General features: G+C 42.1%; 10 protein-coding genes and 1 pseudogene. 2 read left to right on the top strand and 9 right to left on the bottom strand.

What is annotated here, in order from left to right; translation table 11 throughout:
• Positions 1-108: 108 nt before the first annotated feature.
• Together PJ15_RS13485 and PJ15_RS13480 are read right to left on the bottom strand one after the other, a co-directional pair.
• Positions 109-480 (bottom strand): annotated as a pseudogene (locus PJ15_RS13485) (outer membrane protein assembly factor BamE); the annotation flags it as partial.
• Positions 449-9,214: an ESPR-type extended signal peptide-containing protein gene (locus PJ15_RS13480; protein WP_052138600.1), complete on the bottom strand. Its 8,766-nt coding sequence runs from the start codon at positions 9,212-9,214 to the stop codon at positions 449-451. The pseudogene PJ15_RS13485 and the gene PJ15_RS13480, both read right to left, overlap by 32 nt.
• Before the next feature lie 252 nt (positions 9,215-9,466).
• Here PJ15_RS13480 and PJ15_RS13475 point away from each other — a divergent pair, with 252 nt between their 5' ends.
• Positions 9,467-10,555, top strand: coding sequence for an AraC family transcriptional regulator (locus PJ15_RS13475; protein WP_004774506.1), 1,089 nt, complete (start codon positions 9,467-9,469; stop codon positions 10,553-10,555).
• A gap of 570 nt (positions 10,556-11,125) precedes the next feature.
• Here PJ15_RS13475 and PJ15_RS13470 read toward each other — a convergent pair.
• From PJ15_RS13470 to arsC, 5 genes are all read right to left on the bottom strand, one after another.
• Positions 11,126-11,740, bottom strand: a complete 615-nt coding sequence (locus PJ15_RS13470) for a TetR/AcrR family transcriptional regulator (protein ID WP_047431636.1) — start codon at positions 11,738-11,740, stop codon at positions 11,126-11,128.
• A 109-nt stretch (positions 11,741-11,849) separates the two neighbouring features.
• Entirely contained in the window at positions 11,850-13,244 is a 1,395-nt protein-coding gene (locus PJ15_RS13465; protein WP_047431634.1) for a hypothetical protein, read from the bottom strand.
• 197 nt (positions 13,245-13,441) lie between these two features.
• The gene (gene arsB / locus PJ15_RS13460) at positions 13,442-14,482 is read right to left on the bottom strand and encodes an ACR3 family arsenite efflux transporter (protein ID WP_047431631.1); all 1,041 of its coding nucleotides are present in this window, start codon (positions 14,480-14,482) and stop codon (positions 13,442-13,444) included.
• Positions 14,483-14,487: 5 nt separating this feature from the next.
• Complete coding sequence (locus PJ15_RS13455; protein ID WP_047431629.1) at positions 14,488-14,808, bottom strand: metalloregulator ArsR/SmtB family transcription factor; 321 nt, start codon at positions 14,806-14,808, stop codon at positions 14,488-14,490.
• Between the two features lie 41 nt (positions 14,809-14,849).
• Positions 14,850-15,275, bottom strand: a complete 426-nt coding sequence (gene arsC / locus PJ15_RS13450) for an arsenate reductase (glutaredoxin) (protein WP_047431626.1) — start codon at positions 15,273-15,275, stop codon at positions 14,850-14,852.
• 243 nt (positions 15,276-15,518) lie between these two features.
• Between arsC and PJ15_RS13445 the strand changes: the two genes are divergently transcribed.
• Positions 15,519-16,661, top strand: coding sequence for an alpha/beta fold hydrolase (locus tag PJ15_RS13445; RefSeq protein ID WP_047431623.1), 1,143 nt, complete (start codon positions 15,519-15,521; stop codon positions 16,659-16,661).
• 59 nt (positions 16,662-16,720) lie between these two features.
• Here the strand turns inward: PJ15_RS13445 and PJ15_RS13440 are convergent, their stop codons facing one another.
• Both PJ15_RS13440 and ilvC read right to left on the bottom strand, forming a co-directional pair.
• Positions 16,721-18,787 carry a putative bifunctional diguanylate cyclase/phosphodiesterase gene (locus tag PJ15_RS13440; RefSeq protein ID WP_005255210.1) on the bottom strand — a complete coding sequence of 689 codons (2,067 nt, stop codon included), beginning with the start codon at positions 18,785-18,787 and terminating at the stop codon, positions 16,721-16,723.
• A gap of 984 nt (positions 18,788-19,771) precedes the next feature.
• The gene (gene ilvC, locus PJ15_RS13435) at positions 19,772-20,788 is read right to left on the bottom strand and encodes a ketol-acid reductoisomerase (protein ID WP_004774488.1); all 1,017 of its coding nucleotides are present in this window, start codon (positions 20,786-20,788) and stop codon (positions 19,772-19,774) included.
• Positions 20,789-20,897: the final 109 nt, after the last annotated feature.

Below are 20,897 nucleotides of genomic sequence, written 5' to 3'. Positions count from 1 at the left end.
AAATAAATCCTCAACACTTATGGCTTATTGATATAAAAGCGCAATCTTATTGGCCTGTCTTGTTTCAATAAACCATAAGCAATGTATTCAACTGAATTAAAAATACTAACTCATCACCCCTTGACACCCATCTTCTTTCCAAGATAGACGCTCAGCAATATATTCTTTATTAAAATCAATACGTAATTCACACCGTTTATAATCCTGTGTATTCGGTACACGAATATCCAACACGTAATTCCATGTTTTAACAGCAAACAATCCTTCATTAAAATGAGGATTTCCAAGCAGATGGCGAAGCTGATCCTTATTCAGTCCGACATCTAAACGAGCAACATCGTTATATTCATAACGTTTCACCTGTTTCAGATAACTCTTGTTTATTTCTGGGAAAGTGATTTCCTGAGATTGTTCCAGCTCAACTTGAGCTTCTGTATTTGCCTGACTATTAAATGCAATGCACGCATAAGCCATCGCCATCTACTCGGGTATCGCCAGCAGTAATGCTGTCCACTTCCATATCTGGGGAAGTCGATACTTCGTAGTTGGTGCTGCCGTCATCATTGGTACTTTCTTTCACCACAATGTTTTTGCCTTCACTCACCGTCGATTTGGCTTTTTCTGCTGCATCGCGAACTGAGTCAATCGCATCATGAACGTTATCTTTGCCTGTGTTACCCACATTGCCTGTCGTAATCGTGCCATCGTCATTGACTTTAGTATTGCCTCCGATTGCATCCCGAACGCTGTCCGATACGCCTCTGAGTTGTCCACCGTTAATCGCGTCTTGGGAATCCGCGGCAACTCGGCCTGCTGCGACACCACCAATCACGGTATTGCCTGCATTAATGCCGCCTGCAGTAATGCTTGGTCCGATGTTGTTGCCCATTGGATCAACGAAGCTGAGACCTCCTTGATTCAGAATCGTGCCATTGCCGTCTTTGTCTTGAAGGGTGATGCCTTTGGCTCCGTATTCTGCTTCGTTACCTTCGCCATCTTTGACTTGGGTGCCTTTGGCAGTGAGGACGGTTTCGTTGCCTTCGTCATCGGTTGAGGTCACGCTGTCGAACTTCACGTCTTTGGCAGTGGCAACTTCATAGTTGGTGCTGCCATCGGCATTTTTGGTTTCGCTGACAACGATGTTGTCGCCTTCGGTCACTGTGGTTTTCGCTGCTTTCGCTGCATCACCCACTGCGCCAATGGCATCATTGATGTTGTCTTTGCCTGTACCACCGATGTTCGGGTTGGTGTAGCGACCGGTGTTCGGATCATAGGTGGTGTTCCCACCAATGATGTTTTTCACACCTTCACCTTGGGCATGAAGCTGGCTGCCGTTGATGGCATCGGTTGAGTCTGGGCTCACTGTCCCTGGGGCAACATTGGTGAGTTTTTTACCGCCTGCATCAATGCCCTCTTTGGTCACGCTTGGACCACCTGCAATGGTTAGTCCATCGGTATTAACAACGGTATCGCCTGCAGTGACGCTGTCCACTTTCAGATCGCGGTTTAGGCTGTACTTGATGTCATTGCCTTCTTTGCTGACCTGTAAGTTTTCTTCGCCATCTGCTGTACCGATATCAACGGTATCGCCTGCTTTCACCGCAGCTGCATTTTCACCATTGCTTTGGAGTGTCCAGCCTTTGTCTAATGCCGTAATCGCATCGCCAACATTATTAACACTGTCACCATTCACGGTGTAGTTCGGTGCAGTCACTGTTCCATCTGGATTTACAGTTGAACCACCGCCCAATGCATCCGATACGCTTTGTGCTGTACCTGCCAATTGGCTACCGTTGATGGCATCAGTTGAATCTGGATTTACATCACCTGCTGCAACACCTGTGATTTTCTTATCGCCAGCATTGATACCTTCTTTGGTCACACTTGGGCCACCCGCAATGGTTAGACCATCTGTATTAACAACGGTATCGCCCGCAGTCACACTATCTACAACCAAGTCTTTTGCAGTTGCAACTTCATAGTTGGTGCTGCCATCAGCATTGGTTGATTCAGTCACAACAATGTTGTCACCTTCGGTCACTGTGGTTTTCGCTTTCGTTGCAGCAGCACCGACGGCACCAATCGCATCATTGATGTTGTCTTTACCTGTACCGCCGATGTCTGGATTGGTGTAACGACCTGTGTTTGGATCATAAGCAGTGTCACCACCGATAATGTCTTTCACACCTTCGCCTTGTGCGTGTAATTGACTACCGTTGATCGCGTCAGTTGAATCTGCACTCACCGTGCCCGCAGTCACACCACTGATTTTTCCTGTTGCGCCATCAATGTTCACGTCGCCAACTTTAACCGAATCAAACTCAACATCATCCGCTGTCGCAACGGTATAAATGGTTTGTCCATTTGCACCTGTTTCGCTTTCAACGGTCATGTTTTTACCAGCTTCAACCTCGGTTTTTGCTGCCGCGGTTTCACCTTCAATCGCATCTGCAACGTTGGCATAGCCATTATCATTGACTGTGAATGGACCATTCAGCTTACCGCCTTCATTGGTTACACCTCCACCAAGCATGTCACCGACTGAGCCCACGCTGTCATTGAGCTGACCGCCATTGACTGCATCTTTAGAACCCGCAGCAACTTCACCATCAGCCACATTAGTAATTTTCTCACCACCCGCATCGATACCTGTACGGCTCACACTTGGCCCAACTGGTGCACCTGATGCATCTGTAAATGCCAGACCAGTACCATTCAGAATCGTACTATTACCTTGAGCATCTTTGATGGTCGTGCCAGCAGCTGTCGTTGCCGTGCTGTTGCCTTGTGCATCTTTAACGATAGTGCCACCAGCCACCATCGTGGTTGAATTACCCACAGCATCTTTCACTTCAACACCACTGTTATCCAGACGGGTATTGCCTGCAGTTACGCTGTCTACTTTCAAATCACGGTTCAGACTGTACTTAATGTCATTACCATCTTTAGTGACTTGTAGGTTTTCTTCGCCATCTGCTGTACCAATATCAACGGTATCACCCGCTTTTACTGCTCCTGCATTTGCACCATTGCTTTGTAGTGTCCAGCCTTTGTCTAATGCGGTGATCGCGTCACCCACATTGTTGACATCACTACCATTCACCGTATAGTTCGGTGCAGTCACTGTGCCATCTGGATTGACAGTTGAACCACCGCCCAATGCATCGGATACGCTTTGCGCTGTACCAGCCAATTGACTACCGTTAATGGCATCAGTTGAGTCTGGATTGACATCACCTGCTGTCACGCCACTGATCTTGCCTGTCGCACCATCAATGTTCACGTCACCCACTTGCACCGAATCAAAGTTCACATCACGTGCTGTCGCAACTTCATAGTTGGTACTGCCATCAGCATTCTTAGACTCAGTAACAACAATGTTTTCACCTTCTGAAACCGTTGTTTTCGCTTCACGTGCTGCTTGTCCGATAGAACCAATCGCATCATTGATGTTGTCTTGACCTGTACCACCGATGTTCGGGTTGGTGTAACGACCTGTCTCTGGATCATAAACAGTGTCACCACCGATAATGTCTCTCACACCTTCGCCTTGTGCGTTTAACTGACTACCATTAATCGCGTCAGTTGAGTCTGGGCTAACAGCGCCTGGTGCAACATTAGTGATCTTATTACCACCAGCATCAATGCCATCTTTAGTGACGCTTGGGCCACCAGCAATGGTCATACCATCTGTGTTCATCACGGTATCGCCAGCAGTCACGCTATCCACTTTCAGGTCACGGTTCAGGCTGTACTTGATGTCATTGCCTTCTTTCGCGACTTGTAAGTTTTCTTCGCCATCTGCTGTACCAATATCAACGGTATCGCCAGCTTTAACCGCAGCTGCATTTTCACCATTGCTTTGTAATGTCCAGCCTTTGTCTAATGCAGTGATTGCATCACCGACATTATTAACACTGTCACCATTTACTGTGTAGTTCGGTGCAGTCACTGTGCCGTCAGGATTCACGGTTGAACCACCGCCCAAGGCATCCGATACGCTTTGTGCTGTACCTGCCAATTGACTACCGTTAATGGCATCAGTTGAATCAGGATTGACATCACCTGCTGTCACACCTGTGATTTTGCCTGTCGCACCATCAATGCTCACGTCACCAACTTTAACTGTATTGAACTCAACATCATCCGCTGTTGCAACGGTATAAATGGTTTGTCCATTGGCACCCGTTTCACTTTCAACGGTCATGTTTTTGCCAGCTTCAACCTCGGTTTTCGCTGCTGCTGTTTCACCTTCAATTGCATCTGCAACGTTGGCATAGCCATTGTCATTCACAGTGAATGGACCGTTTAGCTTACCGCCTTCATTGGTTACACCTCCACCAAGCATGTCACCAACTGAACCCACGCTGTCATTGAGCTGACCGCCATTGACAGCATCTTTAGAACCAGCAGCAACTTCGCCATCAGCCACATTGGTGATTTTATTACCCGCTGCATCAATGCCATCTTTAGTGACACTTGGACCACCCGCAATGGTTAGTCCATCTGTGTTCATCACGCTATCGCCAGCTGTTACGCTATCTACGTTCAGGTCACGGTTTAGGCTGTATTTGATGTCATTGCCATCTTTTGTAACCTGTAAGTTTTCTTCGCCATCTGCTGTGCCAATGTCAACAGTATCGCCAGCCTTCACTGCAGCTGCATTTTCACCATTGCTTTGTAGTGTCCAGCCTTTGTCCAACTCGGCAATCGCATCACCAACATTGTTCACGTCAGTGCCATTCACCATGTAGTTCGGTGCAGTCACTGTGCCGTCAGGATTTACCGTTGAACCACCGCCCAAGGCATCTGATACGCTTTGCGCTGTACCTGCCAATTGACTTCCGTTGATCGCATCAGTTGAATCAGGATTGACATCACCTGCAGTCACGCCAGTGATTTTGCCTGTTGCACCATCAATGCTGACATCGCCAACTTTAACCGAATCAAACTCAACATCATCCGCTGTCGCAACGGTATAAATGGTTTGTCCATTTGCACCTGTTTCACTTTCAACGGTCATGTTTTTGCCAGCTTCAACCTCGGTTTTTGCTGCTGCTGTTTCACCTTCAATCGCATCTGCAACGTTGGCATAGCCATTGTCATTCACTGTGAATGGACCGTTTAGCTTACCGCCTTCATTGGTTACACCTCCACCAAGCATGTCACCGACAGAACCCACGCTGTCATTGAGCTGACCACCATTGACTGCATCTTTAGAACCAGCTGCCACTTCACCATCAGCCACATTGGTAATTTTATTACCTGCTGCATCAATGCCGTCTTTGGTCACGCTTGGACCACCCGCAATGGTTAATCCTTCGTTGTTGATGACCGTATCGCCAGCAGTCACGCTATCCACTTTTAGATCACGGTTCAGGCTGTACTTAATGTTGTTGCCTTCTTTCGCAACCTGTAGATTTTCTTCACCGTCGGCTGTACCGATATCAACGGTATCGCCTGCTTTCACCGCAGCTGCATTTTCACCATTGCTTTGTAATGTCCAGCCTTTGTCCAACTCCGCAATCGCATCACCGACATTGTTCACATCAGTGCCATTTACACTGTAGTTCGGTGCAGTCACTGTACCGTCTGGATTTACAGTTGACCCACCACCCAAGGCATCTGATACGCTTTGCGCTGTACCTGCCAATTGGCTACCGTTAATCGCATCGGTTGAGTCTGGATTGACATCACCAGCAGTCACACCTGTGATTTTGCCTGTTGCACCATCAATGCTCACATCACCGACTTTGACTGAATCGAACTCAACATCATCAGCTGTTGCAACGGTATAAATGGTTTGTCCATCGGCACCCGTTTCGCTTTCAACAGTCATGTTTTTGCCAGCTTCAACCTCGGTTTTCGCTGCTGCCGTTTCACGATCTAACTGGTCTTTGTTAACAGCATCTGTGCCTTCTGTTCCTTCTGCAACATTGGTAATTTTATTACCACCTGCATCAATACCAGACTTGGTCACACTTGGACCACCTGCGATGGTCATACCATCTGTGTTCATCACAGTATCGCCTGCAGTCACGCTATCCACTTTCAGATCACGGTTCAGGCTGTACTTGATGTCATTGCCTTCTTTTGTAACTTGTAAGTTTTCTTCACCATCTGCTGTACCGATATCAACGGTATCACCTGCTTTTATTGCATCGGCGTTTTCACCGTTGCTTTGTAATGTCCAGCCTTTGTCCAACTCAGCTAAAGCATCGCCGACATTGTTCACGTCAGTGCCATTGATATTGTAATTTGGTGCAGTCACTGTACCGTCTGGGTTTACAGTTGAACCACCACCCAAGGCATCCGATACGCTTTGTGCTGTACCTGCCAATTGGCTACCGTTAATCGCATCGGTTGAGTCTGGATTGACATCACCAGCAGTCACACCTGTGATTTTGCCTGTTGCACCATCAATGCTAACATCACCAACTTTGACTGAATCGAACTCAACATCATCAGCTGTCGCAACGGTATAAATGGTTTGTCCATCAGCACCCGTTTCACTTTCAACAGTCATATTTTTGCCAGCTTCAACTTCAGTTTTTGCTGCCGTTGTTGCACTGTCTAACTGGTCTTTGTTAACTGCATCTGTGCCTTCTGTTCCTTCTGCAACATTGGTAATTTTGTTACCACCTGCATCGATACCTGACTTAGTGACACTTGGGCCGCCCGCAATGGTCATACCGTCTGTGTTCATTACGGTATCGCCAGCAGTCACGCTATCCACTTTCAGGTCACGATTCAGGCTGTACTTAATGTTGTTGCCTTCTTTCTCAACCTGTAAGTTTTCTTCTCCATCTGCGGTACCAATATCAACAGTATCGCCAGCTTTTATTGCATCGGCATTTTCACCATTGCTTTGTAATGTCCAGCCTTTATCCAACTCAGCTAAAGCATCACCGACATTATTCATGTCGTTGCCATTAATATTATAATTTGGGTTTGAAACGGCCCCTGTTTCAGGGTCATAAGTAGAACCACCACCTAACGCATTGGCTGTGCTTTCACCCTGTTCATCCACCACGCCTTTCACATGTTTTAATTGACGAACGTTTACGGCATCAGTGTCTTCTGCACCATCAGAAAGATGTTGAATACGACGTTCATTGCCTGCCGATCCAACAGAAACCACAGAGCTTGGTGCGGCTATTCCAGTTAAGAAACTGTCACCTGTTGCTGTAGAAGTAACGCTACCTGCACCTAAAGCAACATCATCCGCATTAGTCGCAACAGCATTTGAACCTAAAGCAATGCCTCGCGCTGCTTGTGCATTTGCTGAGTCACCTAAGGCAATTGCACCTGCTTCTGCTGCTGTAGATGCGTTACCCAAGGCAACTGAACCTTGACCAATCGCCTTGTTTTCATTACCAATTGCAATCGCGCCATTTGCAGCTTCTGTCGCATCATCATTACCTGCCGCAGTATTATTTCGACCGAGTGCAACTGCACCATTACCATTGGCATTGTTCGGATCACCAATCGCAACTGCACCATCACCACGTGCGACCTGATCACGACCAATTGCAACTGCGCCACCTTCTGAAGAAGCCGCATTGGCACTGGTTGTGCCTGAACCCATTGCCACATTTTGGCCTGTGTCTCCTGTAGTCACACCATGACCAATCGCGATGTTGTCAGTTGTGCCACTTGACGTTGCAGCATCACGACCGATTGCAATGTCATTCTCACCTTGCGCTTGAGCATTATTCCCTGTTGCAATCGTTGAATCACCTATTGCTTGAGCGTTTGGACCTGTCGCAACGGAGTCAGCACCAGAAGCTGTTGCAACATGCCCCACAGCAGTTGAACGAAGACCGGTTGATTTTGCACCATTACCCAATGCTGTCGATTGAATACCAGAAGCCTCTGCTAAATTACCGTAGGCACTTGAGTAGTCGGCAGTTGCTTTAGCCCGGTTACCACTTGCAACTGACTGTAGGCCCGCAGCTTCTGAGAAATTACCAAATGCACTTGAGAAATCACCTGATGCTTTGGCTGAGTTACCTACTGCCATTGCATTTTGAGCTGATGCTTGGGCAAAGTTACCGAAAGCACCTGCATAATTGGCGGTTGCTTTTGCGCTATTTCCGACAGCTAAAGCATCCTCACCTTCTGCATGTGAGTTACGACCTACTGCTGTGGCTGATAAATTATTAGGGCCTTTTGCATATGCATTTGTACCAATTGCAACATCACCATTTCCTTCCGCTTTCGCTTTATCACCCATTGCGGTTGAACTTTCACCAGAAGCAATCGCTTGACGCCCAACAGCCGTTGAACCATCTCCTGTACCTTTTGCGCCAGTACCAATCGCAACCGAATCAGCACCATCGGCATTTGCTGCTGTGGTGGCATCGTAGTTTGCACCACCCGTCCCACTACCAATCGCAATACCACGCACACCTTTGGTGGTCGCAGCATTACCCATCGCGATACCACCGGTAGCACCTGCTGCTACAGTTGCAGTGTTCCCCTGTGCAATCGCAAAGTCTGCCTCAGCATACGTCTGACGCCCTAGTGCAATCGCAGTATTACCACGCGCGCGGTTAGCGACACCAATCGCAACGTTGGAGCTTCCATCTGTTAAGTTACCAATACCCAATGCAGTACCAAAACCGCCACCAATCGCACGGTTACCCTGACCAATCGCAACGTTGGCGAAAGTTGCGTTCGATTCATTAGCATTACCAATAGCAACACCGCCACCCGCTCCTGTCACATTTTTATTGCCGATTGCTACTGCGCTTGGAACATGATTCGCCGTGCCATCAGGGTATGGTTCACTGGATCCACCACCGCGACGTTGTGCAATACCCTGTACCTGATTATTGGTTTGGTTAACGCGCGAACCACAACCAATCGCGACGCTGTTTGGCATACCATTGACAGTCGCCTGTCCAGCACTACCACATTGGTCATTGGTCGGTGAAATCGCAGTACTGGAGCCTTGGTTGGATGTACCCCCACCCATATTCGCTCCTGCAAAGGCACCAGTACTCAAAAACACTGTACTGATGGTCAGTGCAATTAAGCTTGGCTTAAGCTTCAAGAGTTTATTATTTTGTTGAAGAGATGAGGACGTGAGTTCCGTAACTGTTTGAATTGTAGTCACATTACGTTTTTTTGTGACGCCTCGTGCATTTTCAGAAACAACGGTCCATAAACTTAGACTTTTATTCCAGACTAAACGGTATATTTTATTCATAATTATGTGCCTTAAAAGGGATCAAGCACATATAAATCTAATGAAATACAACCTATACACATTTAACAATTAATACACCGTTTTAACAATTAAGACATTTTTTTATCATTTTTCGTCCATTATTCCTCAAAGGAATATTAATAAACATTAAAAACCTCAGGAATTAACAAAACAGGTCTTTGTTTTATAAAAGCATAAAAAATATAATAACCTAATGTATAAGGATTTTTAGGTCAATATCTTCTTTTTGCTATGAAAAAACAGTTACTTAATGTTCATAATGATTATCTAAAAATCCTTGTCGACACAGCTTCTAGATTTGGAATCCCTAAAGGGGAAATCATCAGATATTGTCAAATTCCTCTATCTTTGCTAACTGACGTCAATCAGAATGAACGCATGAGTTTCAATCAATGGATTGATATTGTGATTCGCCTGTTAGAGCTCCTACCAGAAAAAGGTTTAGGTTATCAGTTAGGTTTTAACTGTAAGCTTACAACTCATGGTGCTTTGGGCTTTGCCTTACTGACCAACAATACCATTGGAAAAGTTTTAGTTGACTTGCAAAAATATTATAATATGCGTCTTCACAAAATGGATTTATCCATTTTAAATAAAAATAATAAAATTATTATTCGACTCAACCCACTCTACCAACTACCTAACCACTTAAATGAAAGCAAAAAAAATATTGTTAATAAGTTTTTTATTGAAAGTGCATTAATTGATATTGTGAATAACCTTCAACTCATCACCAACTACAATTTAACAGGCATAAATATTAATGTCACTTGGGATCAAGCCGATTATCATCAATTCTATGAAAAGCGCTTACCAATTATTCATTTTAACGAAGAATATAACCAGATCAGTTTTGATACCAAGTGTTTGGATTTACCCCTAACATTTAGCTCACCTAGTGCTTATATGATTGCAATGGAACTGGTCAATAAAGAATACCTTTTCTATCAAGATCAAGACAACAAGATTATTTTAAAAGTAAATCAACAACTTAAATTCATACCTGGTTTTGGCTTTCCAAGCTTAACGGATGTCGCGACCAAGTTAAAAATTTCTGAAAGAACATTAAAGCGAGAACTATCAAGCGCCAATACAACATTCTCATCGTTACTACAATCCAAAAAATTTGAGTTAGCTAAAAAGTTAATTAACTCGAACAGAAATATTCAGGAAATATCAGATTTATTGGGTTATAGCCATATTAGTGCTTTTTCAAGAGCATTCATCGGCTGGACAGGAAAAAAACCCAGTGATTATATCCGTGAACAAAGAGTCTCTTTTAAAGACTATTATCTAAAACAGTCTAAAAAAATTTCCTGATTAAAACAGAAGCAAAATTTAAGACAAAAAATTAAAAACACTTTTGCTTCTAAAAACAAACACATTATGCTTTTATAACCCAAAACCCTTTAATTAAAAAATAAATAGCAATATAATTATGATGCAACCTCCTTTTCACCTCAGCATTTTTCGTTAGCTGAGGTTTTTTTATGGCTAAAGTATTTGTATGAAATTCATACATGCTAGATAAAAATTTTAAACAATCTCAATATTCATCAATCAAATTAAGAAATCTATTTTATTCTTCTTTTTCAGCTTTTATTTTTACACCATGATTTTAGATCTTTTATTCTCTTAATTAATTAAAGAAAAATTTCCAATATTTCTCCTACAATCTACTAAATTCAAAAATATTAAATTAGATCGATAGAACCGAAAAGAACAGAGAAAATCTTATTAATATTTTACAATTGTTTAATTTAACCATTTGGTAAAATAAAAACCAAGATTATAAACCAGACAGATTATTCCCATTTCGGTTTATCAAACTTTAAATTCGATAAAAAATGATAAACCCAACTTTAACACTCTTATATTTGAAGTTAAAAATCAATAAGTATGATTTGCTTTGAAACGTATTGCCCCCTCAATATAATCTTTCAAATATTTACCAATCAATCGATGATCTTTCACATTGGTTGGCCAGAAATGTTCAAGCCCAATGTCACTAATAATATTTAAGATTGTATTGAAGGTGAACAACACTTTGAGCGATAGCGCATCCTGCTCTGCTTCAGGTAAAGCAAGCATTAAAAGTTCAACTGCTTTATTTGAAATGGGTACCAGTGTCTTGGCAACAATCATTCGCCCCTCATCTCCAGCACTGATTGTCTTGGAGAAGAATTTCAAATAATGAATACCATTTTCCTGTAAAAGGATGTTGACCATGGGTTTCATGAGCGCATCGACAACATCTGAGACTTGTACCTGTTCTGGCTGGATTGTATTGAGCAGAGCCAAGCTATCATTGACGTAAGGTTGCATCACATGTGCCAATGCAGCTTCGACCAATCCCCACTTATTTTTGAAGTGATAATAAAGTGCAGATTTATTTGCAACCCCAGCAGTTTCATTTATTTTCTGAACAGAAAGCGTTTCAACATTGTTCTGTGAAAAAAGAACAATAGCTGCTTCGATCAGCTTCTCTTTCGTTTGATTGGTCATGCTATTTCACAGGGAAAGATTTGAATCGAGTGCTTTTATATCACAATGCATTAAAATTAAACCAATCTTTCAACAAGATTGGTTTAATGCGTGAGGTAGATGTAACAGCTTAAACACAGCCTTTATCTTCAAAAGCAGCTTTAGAGGTATAACGGATATCTGGTAAATAACCTCCCATTACCGCTTTCTCTTCCCCCATCGCTTTGACATTTTGTACGGCGTGCTTAAATGCAGGGTCAGGCAGTAAATTACGCATGATCAATAGACCAAAATCAGTGTGTCCAAATGCTTTTCCATCTTCTGCAGTATAACCAGAACCTCTTGGACTTAACTCTAGGAAATATACACCACATTCTTCACGTGCATTTGCAGGTCTATCTTCGGCTAAAGATGCGACAATGGTATAGAACCCATCTTTATCAACTTTCTGAATATTTTCATCATACAGGCAATAGTTGGTTGCTGTGGTAATCACTTCATTGGTACAAATCGACCAATAACGTACATCCGTTTTTTTCACAAACTGATCATTATTAAAGGTTTTTTCTGTAGTTGGCATTTTAGCCCGTAGCTCAATTACTTCACCCAATCGTCTACTGGTCGCAGCATAGACATATTCATTGTCAGGAGTTGCCCAATAACCCAACTTTGGTGTGACCGCCATCCCTTCGCATTTATCGATTGGTGTTTTAGTGATTGGATCAATTTTATAAATACATTTGAAGCTATCTAACGCACTAAAGGCTTTATACCATTTTGGTTCTTGTTGTGCCGGGAAACCTTCATAACGATTTTGATTGAATGCAGCTAAAGTCGCTTGTAAAGGCAATGTTGTTGTACGATCAATCGGTCCTTGTTTGACCAGTAAAAGATTACAAACCTCATTGCCCTTTTTCACCTCACCATTGGCAAGCTGAACTTTAAAACGTGGAAAACTTACATTGCCTTTCTCATTCATATTTTTGTTAGGAACATAGACACGATATAAAATGGCAACTTTATTATCTGCTGTTTTGGGTGCATAAAGCGTATTTTTGGCTGGTGTAGCAGGTAAGTCTGCCAGTTGTAGTTGTGCTGAATATGCGCGGTCTTTTCCTAAACGATTATTGCCTACTACAAAAGGATTGGTCGCCCCTTGATTTGGTTCAATCGCCCGATCAAGCAATGAATTGACCCGCTCTCCTTTTGCGGTATAGCTGACCAGAGAAAAATGACGAGAATAAGGATAATCTCCATCAATCATCACTTTGGCACCCTCAGGTACCGTAAACTCAGATGACCAGTAATTTACATTGGTATCTGGAAATGCAAAATTAAGTGGATCTTCACCAGTATGTGATTTACTGGTAACCGAGTTTTGCCACATACAATCAGTGAGTTCAGTCACTGGAGGTGGCGGATTGCTGGCCGAACTTGAATGATCATCGTCATTGCATGCAGTTAGCCCAGCAGAACCCATCACCGTTAAAAAAATTGCCGTTTTTACTTTATTGCGTTTTTCCATAAATTTTTCCTTTTTAATCAATTTCTAATCAACCTATCCACTGGTTTCATACTTATGATTTTGGATTTTGTTCACTTAAGATCTAATCCATCTAGATTAAAATAATAATCCAAATGGATTAAATTTCAAGCGATTTACAATTTATGTCAAAAATAAAACTTAGCCGATTGAATTTTTTAACTTTTTTAATATTTCTTTTAGCCTCTTGATTGAGGAAATAATCTCTTTCTCAACCACAAAGACACACTGACTAATGCAATCAACACAGGAACTTCAACCAATGGGCCAATCACTGTTGTAAAAGCCACTGGTGAAGCCAAGCCAAATGTTGCAATCGCAACAGCAAGGGCCAGTTCGAAATTATTCCCCGCAGCGGTAAAAGATATTGCTGTTGTTTTAGGATAATCATTCCTCATCCATTTGCTCATAAAAAAGCTAATGAAGAACATTACAACAAAGTAAATTGTCAGCGGAATCGCAATACGGATCACATCTAAAGGCAGGCTAATCACCTCACCACCTTTCAGGCTAAACATAGCGACAATCGTGAACAGCAAAGCCAATAAACTAAATGGACTAATCTTGGGAATAAAATGATGCTGATACCATTCCAGCCCTTTAGTTTTCACCAAAACCAAACGAGTCATAAATCCAAGAAAAAATGGAATCCCTAAATAAACCAGCACAGCATGGGTAATTGTCCAGAAATCGACATGGATCACTTGTCCTGCAATACCAAAATACGGCGGTAAGACACTCAGAAATAACCAGGCATAGGTACTAAAAAATAGAATCTGAAACACACTATTAAAGGCCACAAGGGCAGCGACATACTGGTTGTCACCACAGGCCAAGTCATTCCAGACCAAAACCATCGCAATACAACGCGCCAAACCAATAAGAATGAGCCCCGTCATATATTCAGGATAATGATGCAAAAAAATAATCGCCAGACCAAACATCAAGCTTGGTGCAATCAGCCAGTTCTGTATCAAAGATAAGCTCAGCGTCTTTTTATCTTTAAAGACCTCGGGCAGGCTTGCATAGTCCACTTTTGCCAAAGGAGGATACATCATCAAAATCAGCCCGATTGCAATCGGAATATTGACCGAATCAACATGCATCCGATCCAAAGCAATAGAGGCTTGTGGGAAAAATACGCCTATTGCAACGCCTAAGCCCATTGCAAGAAAAATCCACACGGTCAGATGACGATCTAAAAAGGATAACTTTTTCATAGGTTTTATTCGCAACAGCTTTTGCGATCTAAGCGGTGTAATTGAGGGTAAATTGTTGTGTTCTGCAACTTTAAAACGTCGAAGATTTCATTACACCAACTTGGTAAATGGGCCACAATACTGTAGTACACCCATTGTCCTTGACGGCGATCTTGTAATATTCCACTTGCACGTAATAAAGCTAAATGGCGAGAAATTTTTGGCTGACTTAATTGTAATTTTTCAGTTAAATCACAGACGCATAATTCTTTATGCTCCGCAACGAGCATCACAATACTCAGCCTTGTTTCATCCGATAAACATTTAAAAAAATTGACGGCATCCATCTCTATCTCCGACTTAAATTATTCATTTCATTCAACAGGGTTTACTGGATACGCTGTCCATTTTCATCAATGATCTGCTCACCATCTTCTTTATAGAAAGCACCTTTTTGAGCAAGCACTAAAATGTCGAGTACAACTTCTGACGGACGACAAAGGCGGGTTCCCGTTGAGGTCACTACAAAAGGGCGATTGATCAGAATTGGATGCTCAAGCATAAACTGGATCAGTTGTTCATCCGTCCAGTCATCACGATCCAAGTTCAGCGCATGATAGGGCTCGACATTTTTTCGAATCGCTTCTCGTACAGTTAACTGCGCATCCTGAATCAGTTGTACCAATTCATTTTGTGTCGGGGGATGAATTAAATATTCAATGATGGTGGGTTCAACTCCAGTATTTCGAATCAACGCCAAGGTATTACGTGAGGTTCCACAAGCAGGATTATGATAAATCTTGATTTCTGCCATTAGAAAGACATCCAAAGAATAATATAATCTTTATATATGATTATTCATATATATGCAATTTCATATATCTTAAATTCTATTATTTCTAATCAAATCAATCCTCCTCACCTTTTTGGGCCAGACGCTTTATAGAAAATTGATCATTTTGGAATATAAGTTAAGCAAATGAGTCACTGAGCTGCCGCACTTTTTCTTCTAATATGCCGCTACTGAATAGTAATAGCTTAACGTTTTAGGTTCACAATGACTCAATTGCCAAAAGCGAAACGTACTTTGTTGAGTACACAAACGGCGAAAAGAATTTTGCATAGCCGTAAAAGCCACCAAGTACGTCATATCTTTGCCAATGCTGTAGATCGTGTCTTTCGTGGACAACAGCTTGCCCTTTCAGGCAAGACACCTTTTGACATCGTCTATCAACGTGAAATTATCAGCTTGCGTCACTACACCACGGATCATACGACAGCAAAACATCGAATTCCTCTCGTCATTGTGCCTCCCCTTGCAGCCAACATGCTGATCTATGATTTATTTCCAAATCGTAGTTTAGTCCGTTATTTTCTTGCACAAGGTTTTGATGTTTATTTAATTGATTGGGGTACACCGAGTCTGCGACAGGCAAAATATAATCTCGGTACTTATGTCAAAACCTTTATGCCAGATTTTATTGAACAGATCCGCCAGCATAGCGGTCAACAACAACTTTCACTCTACGGATGGAGTTTAGGTGGCGCACTTTCGCTTTGCTACACTTCTCTCTTTAAAGATAAAAATATTCAAAATATCGTGATTCTGGCATCACCCATTAATACGCATAAATCAGGTTATATGGGCAAGTTTTATCAAAAACTGACTGCACCCGCGCAATGGATTCGTAGCAATACCAAGTTCCGTATCTATCAGGTGCCTAGTCGCGTCTTCCATATCCACGGCTGGCAAAATACCTTGGGATTTAAACTGACCGATCCGATTGGAAACTTTAAGAATTACTGGGAACTAGTTAAGAATCTGAATGACCGTCAGTTTGTGATTAATCACGCGACTTCCAGCTCTTTTGTCGACAATATGCTGGCTTACCCTGGGGGCGTCATGCGCGATATCATTTTACGTTTCTGGATTGATAATGAACTTTCCACTGGAACGGTTAAATTCGGCGAGCAAACTGCGAATCTAAAAGATATTGATTGTTCGGTACTGGCAGTAGGTGGCAGCACCGATATTATCGTGACTGCTGAGGCGGTACGTCCGCTGATGGATTTAATTAGCAGTACCGATAAACAGTTTGAAATCGTCCCTGGCGGACATATGGGACTGGTCTCAGGTAATCAGGCACCCCATTCCGTTTGGCCCGTGGTGACCAAGTGGCTGGCACAACGTTCTGATTAATCATTTCAGCGAGATCAGGCTGTAAGGTTTAAATAAACCGAGCAGCCTATATAGATAACTCAGGCAAAATGCTGCTGGCGATGCAGTACCAGACTTTCAACATTTACAGGTGTTCCCAACAGATAGCCTTGCAACTGATTGCAGCCTAAACTGGTCAAGATATCAGCCTGTTGTTGCGTTTCTACGCCTTCCGCGGTCACAGTCAAACCCAGCTTTGCTGCTAAATGGATAATGCTTTCTAAAATCGCTTCTTCTTTTGAATTCGGCTGCAAGTCAATCAAAAAGCCCCGATCAATTTTAAGTTCATCCACAGGTAAATCTTTTAAATACAGGAAACTCGAATAACCTGTCCCAAAATCATCAATAGCAATACGAATCCCTAACTTCCGCAAGCGTTCCAGCGTACGGATACTGGAATCAATATGATGCATCGCTGTTGATTCGGTAATTTCAAGAATTAAATGATGTGGCTGGATTTGATATTGCTCCAGCAGTTGTTCCAGTACGCTAAATAACTTTTTATTTTCAAACTGAAGGGCCGACAGGTTGACTGCTATCGGGTAAAATGCACTGTTATTTCGTTCCCATTTCTGGATCTGCTGACAGGCTTGCTCGAGTGCCCAGTATCCCATTGGAATAATCAAACCGGTTTTTTCTGCCCCTTCGATAAACATTTGCGGCGTTAACAATCCTAAACTTGGATGTTTCCAGCGAATCAAGGCTTCGACACCACAAACTTCATAGTTAGCCGTAAATTTAGGCTGGTAAAATAAAACAAATTGCTGCTCATCGACCGCTTTATATAAATCATTAATCAACTTGGACTGACTGCGGACATCGTGCTGGTCAGACATTGAATGGAACATGGTATAGGTATTGCGGCCCTGCTCTTTGGAGATCAGCATCGCGACATCAGCATTAATTAAAATGTCCTGCACATTTGTGGCATGTTCAGGATACATGGCAATCCCGACACTGGCAGAGATATTGATATCTTTGGTCGCAATTAAATAGGTTTCCTGAATGTAATGCAGAATATTTTCTGCAAGCTGCATCGCTTCATTGATATCCGTATTTTCGGCAATTAAGACAAACTCATCACCACCAATCCGAAACAGCTTATGGCGGCTATTGTCTAATTTATTATGCAAACGGTTCGCCATCTGAATCAGAAGCTGATCACCGATATGATGCCCGAAAGCATCATTCACCGACTTGAAACGGTCTAGATCGATATATAAAAAAGCCGCTTTTTGTTCATGCAGACGATGGTGACTAAATACGACTTCAGCATAATCGGTTAGGAATAAACGATTAGGTAATTTTGTCAGTGCATCATGTAATGACTGTGTAGCCAACTCTTTATTAATTTTTGTGAGCTGTTCATTGCGTTCTTCCAGACGGGCTTCCAACACGGCGACTGCAAAACCTGCAACAAAAACCAGACTGGTAATAAAAATAATGGTAAATAGTAAAACGCTTTGTTCGGTCTGATCCGAGGTCAGGATTTGAGCCAGACTTTCATCAAAGTAGGTGGCTGCCATGCCCGTATAATGCATGCCAACAATACTAAATGCCATCAGGACAGCGATGATTGCTTTAAGTAAAGTTCGATATTTAACAGCGCTTTTATATTTGAAAATGAAAAAGAAACTTAAACCAGAACCACTAATCGCAATGAGTACCGAACAAATCACCAACAGTGGATCATAATGCATGCGGTGGTGTTCAACCGTTAACGCCAGCATGCCGGTGTAATGCATACCCGATATTCCAAGGCCCATAAAAACGGCACCGAGAATCAAACGGGGCAACGGTAACGTGGGTCGTGAGGTTAACCATACTGCAAAAATGGAAGCCACCGCACCCACCAGATAAGACAGTACGGTTAAATTAACATCAAAATGATACCCTTCTGGCAAATGGCTAGCCAGCATTCCCACAAAGTGCATTGACCATATGGCTAATCCCAAGATTAACCCACTCGCCACTAAAATGCTTTTTTCAAATTTTTTATAAGCAACTTTAAAAACGAGTTCTTCCATTGAAACTGCAGCATAGCATGTCGCTATTGCAACCAAAATGGAAACGATGACCAATGTGCTATCGTAATCAACGTGAACCATAAAGGACTTCCATGATTATTCAGTACTTTTTTTTATTTGATGAGCAAAAATGCTCGAAATCCGAACGACCTTCCACACCCCAAAAAGCAATGAATCTGTGATTCATAAACTTTCCTTAACAATAGCATCATCTCACATAAGGTCAAGTCCTTTTCACTTTATAAATCAATAGAATAAAAGCAAATGTTAAATTCAAGCCGATGAAAAACCTTATTTTTTTATTTCAACTATTTCCTAGAGACCCATTTATCTTTATCAGCGTTTATTTAATTTTCACTTTATTGATTTTTATTTGTTTTGAATCGCAGCTCTACGCAAAAATCATAGCGCATTGTTATTCTCAATCAGAGATCAATCTCTCATAAAAAAGCTTAAAACTTAAACAATACTAATCTGATTTTTTTGCCCATATTGTTATAACTCTGTATCCAATCACAAAAAAAGCCCTTGCATAAACAAGGGCTTTTTAAAGATTAAACCAAAACTTAGTTTTTCTCTTTATCTACGATTTTGTTCGCTTGAATCCAAGGTACGAAAAAAGATGAAAGCACTGCTTTCATCTTTTTGAGGCATGTAAAGATAAACATAAAAAACCCACTCAAATAGAGTGGGTCTTCGCATTCAAATCAATTGATTCGAGAAATTAGTTTTTCTCTTTATCAACAATCTTGTTTACTTGAATCCAAGGCATGAGCAGGGAAAAAGAAAAGCGGCGCTTTTCCCCTGCGCAAGAGTGAAGCTATGCTTCACTAACGCACGTAATAGTAGAATTATCCAAAAAAAGCCCTTGCATAAACAAGGGCTTTTTTAAAGATCAAACTAAAACTTAGTTCTTCTCTTTATCTACGATTTTGTTCGCTTGAATCCAAGGTACGAAAAAAGATGAAAGCACTGCTTTCATCTTTTTGAGGCACGTAAAGATAATCATAAAAAACCCACTCAAATAGAGTGGGTCTTCGCATTCAAATCAATTGATTCGAGAAATTAATTTTTCTCTTTATCTACGATTTTGTTTGCTTGAATCCAAGGCATCATCGCACGTAATTTAGCACCAGTTACTTCGATGCCATGCGCTGCGTTTTGACGACGACGAGCAGTCATTGATGGATAGTTCAATGCGCCTTCCTGAATGAACATCTTCGCATATTCACCAGACTGGATACGTTTCAATGCATTACGCATTGCTTCACGAGACTGTTCGTTGATGACTTCAACGCCAGTTACGTATTCGCCATATTCAGCATTGTTCGATACTGAATAGTTCATGTCAGCGATACCGCCTTCGAACATCAAGTCAACGATTAATTTAAGTTCGTGTAAGCATTCGAAGTAAGCCATTTCTGGTGCATAACCAGCTTCAACCAAAGTTTCGAAGCCCATTTTAACCAATTCAACAGCACCACCACAAAGAACTGCTTGCTCACCAAATAAGTCAGTTTCAGTTTCTTCACGGAAAGAAGTTTCGATAATACCGGTACGGCCGCCACCTACGCCAGAAGCATAAGAAAGAGCAACGTTACGTGCATTACCAGAAGCATCTTGATGGATTGCGATAAGATCAGGAACACCTGAACCACGTTGGTATTCTGAACGAACTGTATGACCTGGTGCTTTCGGTGCAACCATGATCACGTCTAGATCTTTACGTGGAACGACTTGGTTATAAAGAATAGAGAAACCATGAGCAAATGCTAAAGTTGCACCTTCTTTGATGTTCGGTTCAATAACGTCACGATAAAGTTGAGATTGGAATTCATCTGGAGTCAAGATCATGACTAAGTCAGCTTGCGCTACAGCAGCTGGAACTTCAGATACTTTAAGACCAGAATTTTCAGCTTTTTTCCAAGATGCTGAACCAGCACGTAAACCAACAGTTACGTCTACGCCAGAGTCTTTCAAGTTAAGTGCGTGTGCATGACCTTGTGAACCATAACCAATGATTGCAACTTTCTTGCCTTGGATGATAGATAAGTCACAGTCTTTATCGTAAAAAATTTGCATCTGTTTACTCCGCTAAAATTGTTGTCATTTCCCTTGTTCTGCAAGGACAGATCTTTTGTTGGTTCCCCCAGGATTACCGTTCTGGATGATCCCCCTCTTTACAAAGAGG

Origin of the sequence: Acinetobacter sp. neg1 (genome assembly GCF_000788125.1) — a bacterium.
GTDB lineage: Bacteria > Pseudomonadota > Gammaproteobacteria > Pseudomonadales > Moraxellaceae > Acinetobacter > Acinetobacter vivianii.
Note: the sequence above shows the minus strand (reverse complement) of the source record. Positions and strands in the feature narration are given on the sequence as shown.

What these genes read in the sequence shown, in the direction of transcription:
- PJ15_RS13480 (WP_052138600.1), bottom strand. Translation starts at nt 9,214, where the DNA reads ATGAATAAAATATACCGTTTAGTCTGGAATAAAAGTCTAAGTTTATGG.
- PJ15_RS13475 (WP_004774506.1), top strand. Translation starts at nt 9,467, where the DNA reads ATGAAAAAACAGTTACTTAATGTTCATAATGATTATCTAAAAATCCTT.
- PJ15_RS13470 (WP_047431636.1), bottom strand. Translation starts at nt 11,740, where the DNA reads ATGACCAATCAAACGAAAGAGAAGCTGATCGAAGCAGCTATTGTTCTT.
- PJ15_RS13465 (WP_047431634.1), bottom strand. Translation starts at nt 13,244, where the DNA reads ATGGAAAAACGCAATAAAGTAAAAACGGCAATTTTTTTAACGGTGATG.
- arsB (WP_047431631.1), bottom strand. Translation starts at nt 14,482, where the DNA reads ATGAAAAAGTTATCCTTTTTAGATCGTCATCTGACCGTGTGGATTTTT.
- PJ15_RS13455 (WP_047431629.1), bottom strand. Translation starts at nt 14,808, where the DNA reads ATGGATGCCGTCAATTTTTTTAAATGTTTATCGGATGAAACAAGGCTG.
- arsC (WP_047431626.1), bottom strand. Translation starts at nt 15,275, where the DNA reads ATGGCAGAAATCAAGATTTATCATAATCCTGCTTGTGGAACCTCACGT.
- PJ15_RS13445 (WP_047431623.1), top strand. Translation starts at nt 15,519, where the DNA reads ATGACTCAATTGCCAAAAGCGAAACGTACTTTGTTGAGTACACAAACG.
- PJ15_RS13440 (WP_005255210.1), bottom strand. Translation starts at nt 18,787, where the DNA reads ATGGTTCACGTTGATTACGATAGCACATTGGTCATCGTTTCCATTTTG.
- ilvC (WP_004774488.1), bottom strand. Translation starts at nt 20,788, where the DNA reads ATGCAAATTTTTTACGATAAAGACTGTGACTTATCTATCATCCAAGGC.